Genomic DNA, 14,445 nt, shown 5'->3' with positions numbered 1-14,445 from the left:
CTTCACAGCGGCGCCTATTGCCTTTTGCCGGCCACCGTTGCTTGGCAAAACAGGGCTGCCGTGCCAAAAAGCGCGTGCTCGCCCTCAGGCGACGCCCGGGGGATAATCGAAATGTCAGGAGAGCTTCATGTCCGTTAGAGCCATTCCGCTCTTGGTTCTCGCATTCCTTCTCTACAATGCGATCGTCCTGACGATGGGGCCGGAGGCTCTGAAAAACGATATTTTCACAGTCCATCTCCTGAGCGGCGGCGACTGGGCATTTACATGGGGCGACTTCATTTTGCTCGTCACCCTGATCCTGCTCTTCATCGAGATTGTGAAGTCGACTTTCACGACGACCTCGACGCTGATCGATCACGCCCTTTCTATGGTCGTCTTCACCGCGGTCGGAGCTGAGTTCTTGATGGTTCCGCAGGCCGCGACGTCGGTATTCTTCCTGATTCTCATCGCCACGCTCATCGACGTTATCGGTGGCTACACGATCGGCATCCGCGTCGCGCGCCGCGATCTGAACATCGGCGCCGATCAATAAGTTTTCGCCGTTCAAAATTGGGACTTCGGAAGCCCGGCTTTCGGAGTCCGTTAAACTTACCAAAGCTGCGCGATTTTGGTGCTTGTTAAGGCGGCCGAATTCGTTTTCCCTCGAACTCGAGCATCTGCCATTCCCGCCATTCGATGGGTGCTGCGAGGACAGCTCGAGGGTGAAACGTGGTTTCTGCACGTGATGCTGATGATCGGCCTCAGGCCGCGGTGCCTGAGGAGAAGCCGAAATCTCCAGATACCGAAAAGCATGATCCTCTGACCGAGACCGAAGGCCTCGACCTTGTCGGCATTCTGTCGTCCGTCGAAGAAACCGCCTACGTCTGGGACCTCCGAACAGGTCGCCTCGACTGGGAAAGCAATGCTACCGAAATCCTTGACGTCGCCGATCTGAGCAAGATCTCGACGGGCGCCGCCTATCATGCGCTGATCGCGCCCGAGCACCTGAACGTCCGCCTCGAAGTCTTTTCGCGCAGCGTCGGAGCCGACCGCGAACGAGGAGTCCCCTATCGCATTCAATATCGTTTGCGGCCCGGAGGCCTGCGGAGCGGCAAGGAAGTCCGCCTCGAAGACCAGGGTCGATGGTGGCCGGGAGCCGACGGACATCCCCAGCGGGCGCGCGGTGTCGTCCGCATCGTCGATGATCACTATCTTGAGCAGCAGCGCCGGCTTGTGCGGAACGATCTCGACGAGCTGACGGGCCAGCTCAATCGCATGCGCCTGACGGAGGCCCTCGGCGCCGTGCTCTCGCGTACCGAACGGGAGAAACGATCCTGCGCCTTCCTTATGATCTCCGTGAACAACTTGGCGGTCATCAACGAAACGTTCGGCCTCGAGGTCGGCGACGAGGTGATCGCTGAAGTCGGCCGGCGAATTCGCGCCAGGCTGCGTGGCGGCGACGTCATCGGACGCTACTCGGCCAATAAATTCGGTATCGTCTTGATGAACTGCGGTGCTGGTGCAGTAGCGACCGCAGCCGAGCGCTTCATCAACGCCGTCCGAGATACGACGATCAAGACGTCTGCCGCTCAATTGTCCGCAACCGTCTCACTCGGCGGCGTCATCATTCCCGATCAGGCGAACTCCGTGCACGACGCGGTGAACTTCGCCTTGCGGACATTGGACATCGCCAAATCGAAGCGCTTCGATTGCTTCGTTCTCTACGAACCGTCACCTTCCGGAGAGAGCGCGCGCCTGCGCAACAAAACGATCGCAGAAAGCGTCGTCAACGCCCTCGATGAAAATCGCATGCGGCTCGTGCTGCAGCCGATGGTCTCGACAAAGACCGGCAAGGCAGAGGTTTACGAAGCTTTGCTGCGAATGGTGCGTCACGACGGAAGCCTCGTGGCTGCCGGCGAATTCGTGCCGATCGCCGAACAGCTTGGCCTTGCTCGCCTCATCGATCGCAGAACCCTCGAACTGACGGTCGACCTGCTGAAGCAGCACCCGGAGTTGATTTTATCCGTCAATGTCTCAGGCCTCACGTGCTCGGACAAAGAATGGCTGACGACGCTGCGCCGTGTGACGGCGGGCGATCCCGGCGTGCTCAGCCGCATGATCGTCGAGATCACGGAAACCGTCGCGCTTCACGAACTCGATCAGTCCGTCAATTTCGTGAACACCCTGAAAGAGCTCGGGTGCCGCGTCGCCATCGACGACTTTGGCGCGGGCTACACGTCGTTTAAAAATCTGAAGCTGCTCAACGTCGACATGGTGAAAATCGACGGCGCGTTCGTGAAAAACGTCGCCAACGACACGAGCGATCAGATCTTCGTAAAGACCATGATCGAACTCGCAAGGACGTTCGGCATGGAAACGGTCGCCGAATGGGTCGGTGATGAGCGTTCCGCGAAGTATCTGACGGATGCAGGCATTACGTACATGCAGGGCTACTACTACGGCATGCCATTCGACAGCTCCGACTACGTCAAAGCTGCCTGATGCGCTCGCGGTGAGGTGTCAGCGTGGACGGGCGTTTTCCTGAATGTGCCGATATGGCATCAGGTCCGCGATTGCGACAGCTTCTCGATCTTCTGCTGCATCGCTGAGAGCTGCGACTTGAGTTCGCTCAGCTCGTCGCGGTCGCCGGATTGTTCTGTGCTTGGCGCTTGAGCCGCGCCAGGGGCTTGGCTCTCGCCGGGCTTGCCGCCCTTACCAGGCGTTCCGAACGAAGCCCACATCGACATCGCCTGCTCGAACATGGCCATGTTCTGTCTGGCTTGCTGCTGATAAAAATCGAACGCAGCCGCGGGATTTGAGAACGCCGACGCGAATTGCTCGCGAAAGCGAACCTGTTCCTTCGCCAAGTGTTCGAGACTGAATTGCAGATAGCTCGGCACCATGCGCGCAATGCTGTCGTCGTAGAAGCGGATGAGCTGCCTAAGGAACGGAATCGGCAGAAGCGCCTGCCCGCCTTCACGGCTTTCCTGCTCAACTATGATCTGCGTCAGAACCGCGTGAGTGAGATCATCGCCGTTCTTCGCATCGTAAACGACGAAATCGCGATCGCCACGAACCATCTTCGCCAGATCTTCCAGCGTTACGTACGTGCTGGTTTCTGTATTATAGAGTCGCCGGTTGGCGTACTTTTTAATAACGACGGCTTCGCGTTTCGGGGCTTGCGTCTGAGGATCTGGGTTGGTCAACATCGCGTTCGTGTTCTCTACTAACGGCGGCTTAGAGTAGGTTGCTGCACTGCGGCAGCGTACCACACCCTGGTGCCCCACCGCCAGACGTTTCTGTCACTCTTTTGGGCGGGGAGAAACCAATGCCGATGGGCAGTCTAGGCAAGAGGTCGCAATTGCTGAAAATAACCACGCGCTGCAAAGTGCCTTGGTCTGCTGATTGAAGCCGTAATAACTGGCGCGCCGGCAGGGCGTTCTATAAATCTTCAAGCAAAACTTCGTGCCCAGGGAGGGGCCGCCAATGAGCCAGGACGCTTCGACAATCGTTATTGCGAGTGCAGCACGCACACCGGTCGGTTCCTTCAACGGCGCGTTGGCATCGCTGCCCGCTTCGAAGCTCGGTGAAGTCGCCATCAAGGCCGCGCTTCAGCGGGCAAACGTGCCGGCAGGAGACGTATCCGAAGTCATTCTCGGCCAGGTTTTGACCGCGGCCCAAGGCCAGGGACCTGCCCGTCAGGCGTCCGTCGGCGCCGGTATTCCGGTCGATTCACCCGCCTGGAGCATCAATCAGATCTGCGGTTCCGGCCTCCGCGCCGTTGCACTCGGAATGCAGCAAATTCAAACCGGCAGCGCGTCGATCGTCGTCGCAGGCGGCCAGGAAAGCATGAGCCAATCGGCCCACGCCGCGCACATGCGCGACGGCACGAAGATGGGCGACATCAAGTTCATCGACACGATGGTGAAAGACGGCCTTTGGGACGCCTTCAACAACTACCACATGGGCACGACGGCCGAGAACGTCGCCCGCCAGTGGCAGATCACGCGTGAAGAGCAGGACAAGTTCGCGGTCGCTTCGCAGAACAAGGCCGAGGCCGCAAGGAAAGCCGGAAAGTTCAAGGATGAGATCGCGCCGGTAACCATCAAGGGCAAGAAGGGCGACACGGTCGTCGAGCAGGACGAATATATTAAGGACGGCGTCACCTATGACGGTATCGCCAAGCTGCGTCCGGCCTTCGATCCGAAAGAGGGTACCGTTACGGCTGCAAACGCGTCGGGCATCAACGATGGCGCAGCCGTCGTCGTGCTGATGACGGCGGAAGAAGCCAAGAAGCGCGGCATCACTCCGCTCGCGCGCATCGTCTCGTGGGCGACCACGGGCGTCGATCCCTCGATCATGGGCACCGGTCCGATCTCGGCTTCGAAAAAGGCACTCGAGAAAGCGGGCTGGACGATCAACGATCTTGATCTGATCGAAGCCAACGAAGCTTTCGCGGCTCAGGCACTTGCAGTGAACAAGGGCCTCGGTTGGGATGCCGACAAGGTCAACGTCAACGGTGGGGCGATCGCGATCGGCCATCCGATTGGCGCATCCGGCGCACGTATCTTGAATACGCTTCTTTTCGAAATGCAGCGCCGCGACGCCAAGAAGGGGCTCGCGACATTGTGCATTGGCGGCGGTATGGGCGTCGCCATGTGCGTCGCGCGAGACTAAGCACCGTCGACTTCTAACGCAGCCGTTCCGAGTTGGACGGCTGCGTCTCTATATCCAACCAAAAGCCGCAACAAAAAAATTCAGGAGAGAATGATATGGCACGGGTTGCCCTCGTCACGGGAGGCACGCGCGGCATTGGCCACGCAATTTCGATCGCTCTTAAGAGCAACGGCTACCGTGTAGCTGCTAGCTACGCCGGCAACGACGCCGCCGCACAGGCATTCCAGATCGAGACGGGAATCCCCGTCTACAAGTTCGACGTCGGCAACTACGACGCGACCGAGAAGGCCGTCGCCCAGATCACCAAGGAAGTTGGCCCCATCGACGTACTGGTGAACAACGCCGGCATCACGCGGGACGTCATGTTCCATAAGATGACGAAGCAGCAGTGGGATGAAGTGATCGGAACGAACCTCAACGGCTTGTTCAACGTCACCCGCCAGGTTTGGGAAGGTATGCGCGCAAGGAAGTTCGGGCGCGTCATCAACATCTCTTCCATCAACGGCCAGAAAGGCCAGATGGGCCAAGTGAACTACTCGGCATCGAAAGCCGGCGACATCGGCTTCACGAAGGCGCTCGCACAGGAAGGCGCCCGCGCCGGTATCACGGTCAACGTCATCTGCCCGGGCTACATCGCAACGGAAATGGTCAAGGCTGTTCCCCAGGACGTTCTCGAGAAGAGCATTCTTCCGCAAATCCCGGTTGGCCGCCTCGGCGAACCGAACGAGATCGCACGCGCCGTCGTGTTTCTCGCATCCGACGATTCGGGCTTCATCACCGGTTCGACGCTGACAGCCAACGGCGGACAATACCTCGCGTAGGTCCAGCCCGCGAGATCGCCACAACGAATTGCGCAATTGAAAAAGGCTCTGCCGGAAATCTCCGGTAGAGCCTTTTACGTTTGACGGCGATGAAGCGATGGCCTCAGCCGCGGAAGCGCGATCTCACGATGCGGGGAAACTCATCCTCGCTCTCGCTTTGGTTCTGCGCATAGGCATTTGCCGTCCGCTGCTCGGCTTCCCGCTGCTGCTCCGCCATGTGCTGGCGTCCCTCTTCGATGCTCCACCAGCGCTCACCTGCGGGCGGCGCCACCGCTGGCATCGATCCCGGAGCCTGCTGCTGGGGCGCCGAGAACCAAGCTTCGATCAGATCGAGCTCATCCGCCGACAGGCTGAGGCCCTGGCTCCGGCAGCGCGCAACGACGAAATTGCGGAAGCGACCCGCGAAAAGGCTCGCCGACGTTCCCTGCTCGAACCACGGATCGCTCTCGCTCACCACGTCGTAGATGAAACGAAGATCGTCGCGCTTGATGTCGAGGCCGAATTCGCGCGCGCGCTGGGTGATGTTGACGAGCGTCTGCGCGCCCTGCAGCCCGTTCGCGGTGATTTCCTGCGACATCACATCGAACAGAACGCGATATTCAGCCGGTGCCAATGCAGGAGCCTGGCAGGCATCGTGAATCCGCGCGATCGATTGCTGGATCTGCGTCGCCTGATCGGCGCCCCGGGGCGCGGCGGCCATCGCCGTCCCGCCGCTCATGGGAGCACTCATCGGAGGAGGGGGCGTCTGCTGGCTTTGCGGCCGTGCCAGTTCGCGGCGCGGTTCGGGTTGATAGCTCGCCTGAGGCGGCGGAGCCACGGGTTGCCGTCGCGGCGGCAATGCCGCTGCCCCAGGAGCCTGAGCGCCGACTGACCGTGTGAGTGCCTGCGGAGCCGCAGGAGCGACTGCCGTCAGTTCCGGCATGCGCGACGTCGGCATTGGCGGCGCAGGAGGCGCTGCCGGCGTCACCCGGTCGATGTAGCGCGACTGGGGAACCGGGGACTGGTACGAGCTCTGAGGGACAGCAGCGGAAGCGGTCGGTTGTGCGACCCGCGCCGGAGCCGACAAAGGTGCCGACAAGGCAGCCTGCTGCGGTTCGACGCGAGCGGGTTCAGGCCGGCGCTGTTCGGTGATCGGCGGTGCCAGCTGCTGCGGGGCGATCAGCCCGGCTGCCGAGATGTGCCGGTTGCCGTCGAACACCGTATAAGGCGCCGTGTCGCTCAAGTGGATATCTTCCGGAAGATCGGCAAGCAGCAGATCCCGGAAAGATCCGTATCCGCCCCAATTCGTGCCGACCGTCTTATCGCGGCCGACGACGCGCACCGCGCGGTCAGCCAACGTCTCGAGAGGAACAGCCTGCGGAGCGACGCGGACGAATTCCACGACCTCGGAGAGAATGGCCTTGCGGGCCGCCTCGACGTCGATCGCCGGAGGTGGTGCCGCGATCTCGCGCGGGCTTTCACCCGAAATCGCCCGGTTGCCGCTGGTCAACAGCGTGATGAGGTTCGACTCGCGGATTTCGCCGTCGCTGATCGCCGTATAGGGCTGTGCGGTGTGGTCGTTCGCAAACACGACCGTGCGCCGTGCATGCGCGCGTAGCCGGTGAAGCAGCGGCGTGAAATCGGCATCGCCCGACAGAATGATGAATTCGTCGAAATACGTGTCGTGATTGAGGATATCGCGAACGTCCATCACAATACGGATGTCGGCGGAATTCTTCAGCTGCGCCGTCAAGGGCGGGCAATCGATCACTTCGAAGCCTGCACGCAAGAAATGGTGCCGAATGAACGGGAACGAGTTCATGTCCGTCGAATTGTCGTGCGCATTACGTCGAGGAACGGGATTGCCGTAGCACCGGTTCATCGCAATCCGGCGTTCGCCAGGCAATGAGTACGAGTTCGTAGACGTGATGAGTTCGCCGGACGCAATTCCTTGCAGCCACACAGCACTGTCTTTGGCGAAACGCTTCGCAGCGTCTTCGTTCTTACGCTTCAAAGATAGGTAGATGTTGTCGTAATCGACAAACACCGTAGATAGGACGGGTCCTGAGGACTCGCGTTTCATGGACTGCAACCCCCGTGAATCGGAACATGATTCGCAGTCACTGTTGACGAGTCGAACGCCTCCAGCAAGAAGCGCCACCATGCTGTTGAGCGAAAAAGGCAATTAACCCGTGGATGGAAGGCCAACACGCCACGCCGATAAAAAACGCAGTTGGGGACGGCGTGTGGATCACTGCCGAAAGGCTTTGATCTGTTGCAGCTTCGCCGCTTAGTCGACTTCCGGACGCGCGTCCGGCACGAAGTCCGGAGCGGTCAGCGTGAAGCCCTCGAACGTGAACCCCGGCGCGACCGTGCAGCCGACGAGGGTCCATTTTCCGAGGCTGCGCGCCTGTTGCCAATGCCCGGAGGGAACGACGGCCTGCGGCCGCTCCCCTGCCGCGAGATCGGAGCCGAGCCGAATGCGTTGAACCGGACCGCCTGTGGGTGAAACCTCCAGAAGGATCGGGTCGCCCGCATAGAAGTGCCACGCTTCGGCCGCGTCCACCGCATGCCAGTGCGAGCGCTCTCCGGCTTTCAGAAGAAAGTAGATCGCCGTCGATGCTGCGCGCTCGCCGGGTTTCGCTGCATCCCGGAAGGTCTCGCGGAAGTGCCCGCCCTCGGGATGAGGCGAAAGCCCGAGCATCTCGATCACGTCGTCGCCGGAGAGATCGCCTTTCATGGTGGACCCTCCGCCGGTGATCAGGCCTTGTTCTTCAATTGACGGAGGCGCGCGAACACTTCCCAGTCGGGCGCGCCAAGCATCCCGAGGCGCGCCTGGATCGCGCGGGACCGCGGCCGGAGAAACGGGTTCGTTGCGCGTTCGACGTCGAGTGTCGTCGGCAGCGTCGGCCGTCCTGCCGCGCGCAAACCTTCGACCTCGGCCACCCGCTTTTTCAGGGCATCGTTCTCCGGCTCGACGGACACCGCAAAACGGGCGTTGTTCAGCGTGTACTCATGACCGCAATAAATTTTCGTCGCGCCCGGCAAAGCTGCGATCTTCGAAACGGACTCCCACATCATCTGCGGATCGCCTTCGAAAACTTTTCCGCAGCCGAGCGAAAACAGCGTGTCTCCCGTGAAGGCCACGCCATCGTCCGGGAAGTAATACGTGATGTGCCCGAGCGTATGCCCGGGGGTTTCGAGAACCTCGATCGGGTGGCCCGCAAATTCGAGCTGGCTCCCGGCATTGACCACACGTGTCAAGCCGGCAATGCGGTCGGCCTCCGCTTCCGGACCCGTCACGCTCGCGCCGTAGTGCGCTTTAAGCTCGTTGATGCCACCCGTGTGATCGGTGTGGTGATGCGTGATGAAAATATGGTTCAGCCGCCAGCCGCGTTCGGCGAGCGCCGCCTTGATCGCAGAAGCGCATGGCGCGTCGATGACCGCCGTTTCGCCGGTTTCCGGCTCGTGCAGAAGAACGCAGTAATTGTCTGCCAGGCACGGCAGAAGAACGATATCGAGAACTCCCATGGCCGGGACTTTGGTTGGACGCGTCTGCCGTGTCAAACGGAACGAAACGACGCAGCGATAAGAGGGTTACCGCCAGCCGAGACTGTCTCTGGCGGTCCGGATCGTTTAGAGACAATGCCGGTAGAACAGTTTTTATCACGGCTGGTAAGCGCGAACGATGCCTCTCGACGCCAAGACATTGAGAGATTTCTACAGAACCCCGCTCGGCCGGGTCGTTCGGCGGCAACTCACGACTGCCATCCGGGAGCGCTGGAGCCGGGTTAGCGGGCTGACGGTCGCGGGCGCCGGGTTCGCGACACCGTTCCTCGGCACGTTCCGCACCGAAGCTCAGCGCCTCGCGTGCCTGATGCCCGCACGCCAGGGCGCAATCGTATGGCCGCACTCAGGGCATTGCCACTCGGTTCTCGTCACGGAAAACCAATGGCCCCTGCCTGACAACTCTGTTGATCGACTTCTGGTGGTCCACTGCCTCGAGCAGGCGGAGCGCCCGGGGCCATTGCTCCGGGAGGTATGGCGCGTCCTGAAGCCGGACGGCCGGGCGTTGTTCGTCGTGCCGAATCGCCGGGGGCTCTGGTCGCGCATGGACCGCACGCCATTCGGTCACGGACTGCCCTTCAGCCGCGGGCAGCTCGAAACGCAGCTTATCGATGCGCTCTTTACGCCCGTCGACTGGGGCGAAGCACTCTACTTTCCCCCGATCAACCAACGCCTGCTGTTGCGCGTCGCGACGCCAATCGAACGCTTCGGATCGAGCATGTCGATCGGCGTCGCCGGCGTCATACTGGTCGAGGCAAAGAAAGAAGTGATGGCGCCGGTCGGCAGCGGCAAGCGCGTCGCTCAACCCGCAATCCTGAAACCGGCCGACACACGAAGCACGTCCGGGGTCCGCCGCTTCTAGCGGCTGGCTTCTGGCCGCCCAGGGCCGCTTCTAGCGGCCGGCTGCTGGCCGCGCAGGAGAAACACCGCTTTTTCCCCGAACATGTTCTGCATCGACAGCGACCATTTGATCGGCAGACGCGCGCCGTAAGCGTTGAACGCCACCGCTTGCTCGACATCCGCATGAACGAGCTCGCACAAGTCTGCGAAATCACGGATCGTGCACAAGTGCGCGTTGGGCGTCAGATACCACTCATCCGGCAGATTATCGTTGATCGGCATGCGGCCTGAGAAAAGCAGCCTCGTACGCACCTGCCAGTGGCCGAAGTTCGGGAACGAGACGATGGCGCGCCGTCCGATCCTGAGCAAATTCTCGAGCACGGTTTTGGGCTGCCGCGTCGCCTGGATCGTCAGCGATAGAATGGCGTAGTCGAACGCCTGATCGGGGTAATTGTCGAGATCGCGGTCGGCGTCGCCCTGGATAACGGAAAGGCCGTGCGCCACACAGGCGTTGACCTTTTCACGCTGCAGTTCAACTCCGCGCCCGTCGACGCCCTTGCGCTCGGACAGAAGCTGCAAAAGCTCGCCATCCCCGCAGCCGACGTCGAGAACCCGCGAGCCCGCTTCCACCATCTCGGCGATGAGCTCATGGTCGACACGCGGGACTTTCGGCTGCCCGGCGATTTTTCCGATATCGGGAGCGTTCATTTTCGCGCCTCCGGTGAGCCGAGCCCGCGCTTCATCGCGGCGGCATTGAGAAAGCCGCGGATCGTCGCGAAAAACGTCGGCTCTTCGAGAAGAAACGCATCGTGGCCCTTGTCGCTCTCGATCTCGACGAACGAAACGTTGGCGGCAACCGCGTTGAGCGCCTGGACGATTTCGCGGCTCTCGCGCGTCGGATAAAGCCAATCGGAGGTAAACGACACCACGCAGAAGCGCGTCTTCGTGCCACGAAAAGCATTCGCGAGTACACCGCCGGCGCCGTCGCGCATGTCGAAATAATCGAGAGCCCGCGTGATGTAGAGATAGCTGTTGGCATCGAAGCGATCGACGAACGTCGACCCCTGATGCCGCAGATAACTCTCGACCTGGAATTCGGCGTTGAACGTGAACGACAATGACGATCGGTCCTGCAAGTTGCGGCCGAATTTCCGGTGCAGGGCTTCTTCCGAAAGATACGTGATGTGGGCCGCCATGCGCGCGACGGCGAGGCCGTTCTTCGGCACCGTGCCGGCCGCATAATAATTGCCGCCCGACCATTCGGGATCGGCCATGACGGCCTGACGGCCGACTTCGTGAAACGCGATGTTCTGCGAGGAATGCCAGGCAGCCGTCGCGATCGGCACGGCCGCGAACACGCGATCCTTGTAGCGCGACGACCACTCGAGAACCTGCATGCCGCCCATCGAGCCGCCGATCACCGCGAACAGCTGATCGATACCGAGATAATCGATGAGGCGCGCCTGCGCTTCGACCATGTCGCCAACGGTGATGACCGGAAAGGTAAGGCCGTAGGGAGCGCCGGTCTTCGGATCGATCGATGCCGGACCCGTGGATCCCATGCAGCCGCCCACGACGTTCGAGCAGATGACGAAGAACCGGCTCGTGTCGATCGGTTTGCCGGGTCCCACCATATTATCCCACCAACCCGGTTTGCCGGTGATGGGGTGACGGCTCGCGACGTACTGATCGGCGGTCAGCGCGTGACAGATCAGGATTGCGTTGGACTTCGCTGCGTTGAGTTCGCCATAGGTCTCGTAAGCTATGGAAAACGGCGCCAGATCCTGCTGGCAGGCAAGGTGCAGCGGCGTGCCGGCGTCGAAATGCACGACCGGGCTCGACGGCGTATCCACCTCGGGATGCCGCCGTGAAACCGAGGCAACAAGATTGGGCGATACGCCAGTCATCGTATTTGTTCGATATCCCAAAGGCTAAGCGGTAGGGCGGGCTTGCTAGGCTTGCCGCAGACAAAGTCAACTTTAAACTTTGATTTCAAGTGATGATGCCCCTATCAATGCGCGCGAAATCGGCAATACCGTTCAAGAATTCGAGACAATATATGGTGATTACTGCACCAATTGCACGTCCTGGCATCCTGGACATTGCGGCCTATGTGCCGGGCGAAAGCAAGGCTGGCGGCGGCTTGCCCCCTGTTAAGCTATCGTCGAACGAAACCCCGCTTGGACCGAGCCCTGCGGCAATCGCGGCATTCAAGGCGGCAGCGGGCGAACTAGAGCGCTACCCGGACGGCCAGGCGACACAGCTTCGCGAAGCCATCGCCCGACGTTACGGGCTTGATGCGCGCCGCATCGTCTGCGGATCGGGCTCCGACGAATTGCTGGGCCTCTTGGCCCGCGGCTACCTGGGCCCCGGAGACGAGGCGATCTACACCGCCCACGGCTTTCTCGTTTACCGGATCGCAATCCTGACGAACGGCGCGACGCCGGTCATCGCGCCGGAGCACGATCTGAAAACCGATGTCGATGCGATCCTCGCAGCCGTGACGCCGCGGACGCGCGTGGTTTTTATCGCCAACCCGAACAACCCGACAGGCACATACATCTCGATAGAGGAAGTGCGCCGCCTGCGCGCCGGTCTGCGCGGCGATATCCTGCTCGTGCTCGACGCCGCCTATTCGGAATACGTGAGCAAGAACGATTACGAAGCCGGGCTCGAACTCGTCGCCACGACCTCGAACACGGTCATGACGCGAACGTTCTCGAAAATTTACGGACTTGCCGCACTGCGCATCGGCTGGGCCTATTGCCCGCCGGAGATCGCCGATGTGCTCAATCGCATTCGCGGGCCCTTCAATCTGTCGGCGCCCGCAATCGCCAGCGGCGCCGCCGCGATCGAGGATATCGCGCACCTGGAGCGCGCCAAGCTTCACAACGACAAATGGCTGCCGTGGGTCGAGAGCGAGCTGAAGAAGCTCGGGCTCACCGTCACGCCGAGCGTCGCGAATTTCGTCCTCTTTCACTTCGACGGCCTCAAAGGCAAGACAGCGTCGGAAGCGGATGAATTCTTGAAATCGCAGGGCATCATTGTGCGCAAGGTCGGCGCATACGGATTTCCGAACGCGCTGCGCATGACGATCGGGTCCGAGACCGACAACAAGCGAGTCATCGATGCGCTCGCTCGTTACTTGAAGGGTACGGCCTGATGGCCCCAGCCGAAACCGCAACAAAGCCGATGTTCAAGCGCCTGTCTCTTATCGGAATTGGCCTCATCGGCTCTTCCATCAGCCACGCCGCGCGCCGCGCTGGGCTCGTCGGCGACATCGTCGGTTGCGCGGTCGCGCCCGAGACGCGGAGCCGGGCCGAAGAACTCGGATTGGTGAGGAAGGCCTATGCCGATCCCGCCGACGCCGTGAAAGGCGCCGATCTCGTCATCCTCTGCACGCCGGTGGGCGCATACAAGAAAATCGCCGAAGCCATCGGACCGCATCTCGAGCCGGGCGCCATCGTCTCTGACGTCGGCTCGGTGAAGGCCGCACCCGTCCAAGACATCGCACCGCATATGCCCGAGGGCGTCCACTTCATTGCCGGGCATCCGATCGCCGGAACCGAACAGTCGGGCCCCGACGCAGGCTTCGCCGAACTCTTCGATGGACGCTGGTGCATCCTGACGCCTGGCGATGGCGCAGATCCGTCAGCGCTTGCGAAACTGGAAGAATTTTGGCGCAAGCTCGGCTCCAACGTCGAGATCATGTCGCCCGAGCATCACGACATGGTGCTCGCGATCACGAGCCACGTCCCGCACTTGATCGCCTACAACATCGTCAACACGGCAGCCCATCTCGAGCGCGTGACCGATAGCGAAGTCATCAAGTTTTCGGCCGGCGGCTTCCGCGATTTCACGCGCATCGCGGCATCCGATCCGGTGATGTGGCGCGACGTCTTTCTGAACAACAAAGACGCCGTTCTCGAGATGCTCGGCCGTTTCTCGGAAGACCTCATCACGCTTCAACGCGCCATCCGCTTTGGAGACGGCGCGACGCTGGAGCGTCTCTTCACGGAAGCGCGCGCGATCCGCCGCGGCATCATCCAGGCTGGCCAGGATACGGCGCAGCCCGATTTCGGCCGAAGCCCGGCACGCGCAAAAGACGGCTCGAATTAATCCCGATGCGCTGCGCGTTTTAAGCCGAGTGCGGCTCCATCAGAAACTGCGCGGTGATGAGATCGGCTTCGACGGCTTCCGCTTCCTGCGATGACGATGCGAGCAAATGCACGTGAACTTCATCTGCTCCGAGCACCGCCGAGTGCTGGCGGATCTCCGCGAGATTCTGGGTCGGGCAGCGGTTGGCGAGCCGGCCGATGGCGAGCACCGTGCGTCGTGAACGATCAGCGCGGCGGACCAGAATGTAATTGGCGTCTTCCAGTGTCGGGCAGTCGAAGAGGCCGTAGACCGTGTGCACGTAGCGCTTGCCCGAAGCTCCGGTCCAGAAATGAAATCTCGGCGGCGCTTCCGGAACCATCGTCCCGACGCTTGCCTGCGGCGCAGCTTCGACTGTCTGCCGGCGATCCCGGAACGCGGAAAGCTGGATAATTTCGGCACTCATAACGCACACCCCTTATCGGCA

The 14,445-nt window shown here is 61.3% G+C and carries 14 protein-coding genes; 7 read left to right on the top strand and 7 right to left on the bottom strand.

The features are described from left to right. Positions 1 to 127 precede the first annotated feature (127 nt). Both AACL53_RS17245 and AACL53_RS17240 read left to right on the top strand, forming a co-directional pair. Entirely contained in the window at positions 128 to 532 is a 405-nt protein-coding gene (locus tag AACL53_RS17245) for a hypothetical protein (protein ID WP_339085780.1), read from the top strand. A gap of 176 nt (positions 533 to 708) precedes the next feature. Beyond that, positions 709 to 2,481: a bifunctional diguanylate cyclase/phosphodiesterase gene (locus tag AACL53_RS17240; protein WP_339085779.1), complete on the top strand. Its 1,773-nt coding sequence runs from the start codon at positions 709 to 711 to the stop codon at positions 2,479 to 2,481. A gap of 59 nt (positions 2,482 to 2,540) precedes the next feature. On the opposite strand, the gene phaR is transcribed toward AACL53_RS17240, so the two are convergent. Beyond that, positions 2,541 to 3,188 carry a polyhydroxyalkanoate synthesis repressor PhaR gene (phaR, locus tag AACL53_RS17235; protein WP_339085778.1) on the bottom strand — a complete coding sequence of 216 codons (648 nt, stop codon included), beginning with the start codon at positions 3,186 to 3,188 and terminating at the stop codon, positions 2,541 to 2,543. Between the two features lie 277 nt (positions 3,189 to 3,465). Here phaR and AACL53_RS17230 point away from each other — a divergent pair, with 277 nt between their 5' ends. Both AACL53_RS17230 and phbB read left to right on the top strand, forming a co-directional pair. Continuing rightward, the gene (locus AACL53_RS17230) at positions 3,466 to 4,656 is read left to right on the top strand and encodes an acetyl-CoA C-acetyltransferase (protein ID WP_339085777.1); all 1,191 of its coding nucleotides are present in this window, start codon (positions 3,466 to 3,468) and stop codon (positions 4,654 to 4,656) included. Positions 4,657 to 4,751: 95 nt separating this feature from the next. Further along, entirely contained in the window at positions 4,752 to 5,477 is a 726-nt protein-coding gene (gene phbB, locus AACL53_RS17225; RefSeq protein WP_339085776.1) for an acetoacetyl-CoA reductase, read from the top strand. 103 nt (positions 5,478 to 5,580) lie between these two features. Here the strand turns inward: phbB and AACL53_RS17220 are convergent, their stop codons facing one another. The 3 genes from AACL53_RS17220 to gloB form a co-directional block, all read right to left on the bottom strand. Then, complete coding sequence (locus tag AACL53_RS17220; protein WP_339085775.1) at positions 5,581 to 7,539, bottom strand: NYN domain-containing protein; 1,959 nt, start codon at positions 7,537 to 7,539, stop codon at positions 5,581 to 5,583. Between the two features lie 207 nt (positions 7,540 to 7,746). After that, a complete protein-coding gene (locus AACL53_RS17215) occupies positions 7,747 to 8,196 on the bottom strand; it encodes a cupin domain-containing protein (RefSeq protein WP_339085774.1) in 450 nt (149 codons plus the stop codon). A gap of 20 nt (positions 8,197 to 8,216) precedes the next feature. Continuing rightward, positions 8,217 to 8,987: a hydroxyacylglutathione hydrolase gene (gene gloB / locus AACL53_RS17210; RefSeq protein WP_339085773.1), complete on the bottom strand. Its 771-nt coding sequence runs from the start codon at positions 8,985 to 8,987 to the stop codon at positions 8,217 to 8,219. 157 nt (positions 8,988 to 9,144) lie between these two features. Here gloB and AACL53_RS17205 point away from each other — a divergent pair, with 157 nt between their 5' ends. Further along, entirely contained in the window at positions 9,145 to 9,885 is a 741-nt protein-coding gene (locus tag AACL53_RS17205; protein WP_339085772.1) for a class I SAM-dependent methyltransferase, read from the top strand. Here AACL53_RS17205 and metW read toward each other — a convergent pair. Both metW and AACL53_RS17195 read right to left on the bottom strand, forming a co-directional pair. After that, entirely contained in the window at positions 9,882 to 10,571 is a 690-nt protein-coding gene (gene metW / locus AACL53_RS17200) for a methionine biosynthesis protein MetW (RefSeq protein WP_339085771.1), read from the bottom strand. The genes AACL53_RS17205 and metW overlap by 4 nt on opposite strands. After that, on the bottom strand, positions 10,568 to 11,770 hold the full coding sequence (locus AACL53_RS17195) for a homoserine O-acetyltransferase (protein WP_339085770.1): 1,203 nt from the start codon (positions 11,768 to 11,770) through the stop codon (positions 10,568 to 10,570). Before AACL53_RS17195 ends, metW begins: the two co-directional genes overlap by 4 nt. A gap of 152 nt (positions 11,771 to 11,922) precedes the next feature. Between AACL53_RS17195 and hisC the strand changes: the two genes are divergently transcribed. Both hisC and AACL53_RS17185 read left to right on the top strand, forming a co-directional pair. After that, positions 11,923 to 13,026, top strand: coding sequence for a histidinol-phosphate transaminase (gene hisC / locus AACL53_RS17190; protein WP_339085769.1), 1,104 nt, complete (start codon positions 11,923 to 11,925; stop codon positions 13,024 to 13,026). Beyond that, positions 13,026 to 13,982, top strand: coding sequence for a prephenate/arogenate dehydrogenase family protein (locus AACL53_RS17185; protein WP_339085768.1), 957 nt, complete (start codon positions 13,026 to 13,028; stop codon positions 13,980 to 13,982). Before hisC ends, AACL53_RS17185 begins: the two co-directional genes overlap by 1 nt. Before the next feature lie 19 nt (positions 13,983 to 14,001). Here AACL53_RS17185 and AACL53_RS17180 read toward each other — a convergent pair whose 3' ends face one another. Then, positions 14,002 to 14,424: a hypothetical protein gene (locus tag AACL53_RS17180; protein ID WP_339085767.1), complete on the bottom strand. Its 423-nt coding sequence runs from the start codon at positions 14,422 to 14,424 to the stop codon at positions 14,002 to 14,004. Positions 14,425 to 14,445 lie beyond the last annotated feature (21 nt).

It is taken from the genome of Hyphomicrobium sp. ghe19 (genome assembly GCF_902712875.1).
Taxonomy (GTDB): domain Bacteria; phylum Pseudomonadota; class Alphaproteobacteria; order Rhizobiales; family Hyphomicrobiaceae; genus Hyphomicrobium_B.
This window is presented reverse-complemented; position numbering and strand designations above follow the sequence as displayed.

Bases quoted from the DNA above. Each gene is read 5' to 3' on its own strand.
- AACL53_RS17195 (WP_339085770.1), bottom strand. From the start codon at position 11,770: ATGACTGGCGTATCGCCCAATCTTGTTGCCTCGGTTTCACGGCGGCAT.
- AACL53_RS17180 (WP_339085767.1), bottom strand. From the start codon at position 14,424: ATGAGTGCCGAAATTATCCAGCTTTCCGCGTTCCGGGATCGCCGGCAG.
- AACL53_RS17185 (WP_339085768.1), top strand. From the start codon at position 13,026: ATGGCCCCAGCCGAAACCGCAACAAAGCCGATGTTCAAGCGCCTGTCT.
- phbB (WP_339085776.1), top strand. From the start codon at position 4,752: ATGGCACGGGTTGCCCTCGTCACGGGAGGCACGCGCGGCATTGGCCAC.
- AACL53_RS17230 (WP_339085777.1), top strand. From the start codon at position 3,466: ATGAGCCAGGACGCTTCGACAATCGTTATTGCGAGTGCAGCACGCACA.
- phaR (WP_339085778.1), bottom strand. From the start codon at position 3,188: ATGTTGACCAACCCAGATCCTCAGACGCAAGCCCCGAAACGCGAAGCC.
- AACL53_RS17215 (WP_339085774.1), bottom strand. From the start codon at position 8,196: ATGAAAGGCGATCTCTCCGGCGACGACGTGATCGAGATGCTCGGGCTT.
- AACL53_RS17245 (WP_339085780.1), top strand. From the start codon at position 128: ATGTCCGTTAGAGCCATTCCGCTCTTGGTTCTCGCATTCCTTCTCTAC.
- hisC (WP_339085769.1), top strand. From the start codon at position 11,923: ATGGTGATTACTGCACCAATTGCACGTCCTGGCATCCTGGACATTGCG.
- AACL53_RS17220 (WP_339085775.1), bottom strand. From the start codon at position 7,539: ATGAAACGCGAGTCCTCAGGACCCGTCCTATCTACGGTGTTTGTCGAT.
- AACL53_RS17205 (WP_339085772.1), top strand. From the start codon at position 9,145: ATGCCTCTCGACGCCAAGACATTGAGAGATTTCTACAGAACCCCGCTC.
- gloB (WP_339085773.1), bottom strand. From the start codon at position 8,987: ATGGGAGTTCTCGATATCGTTCTTCTGCCGTGCCTGGCAGACAATTAC.
- metW (WP_339085771.1), bottom strand. From the start codon at position 10,571: ATGAACGCTCCCGATATCGGAAAAATCGCCGGGCAGCCGAAAGTCCCG.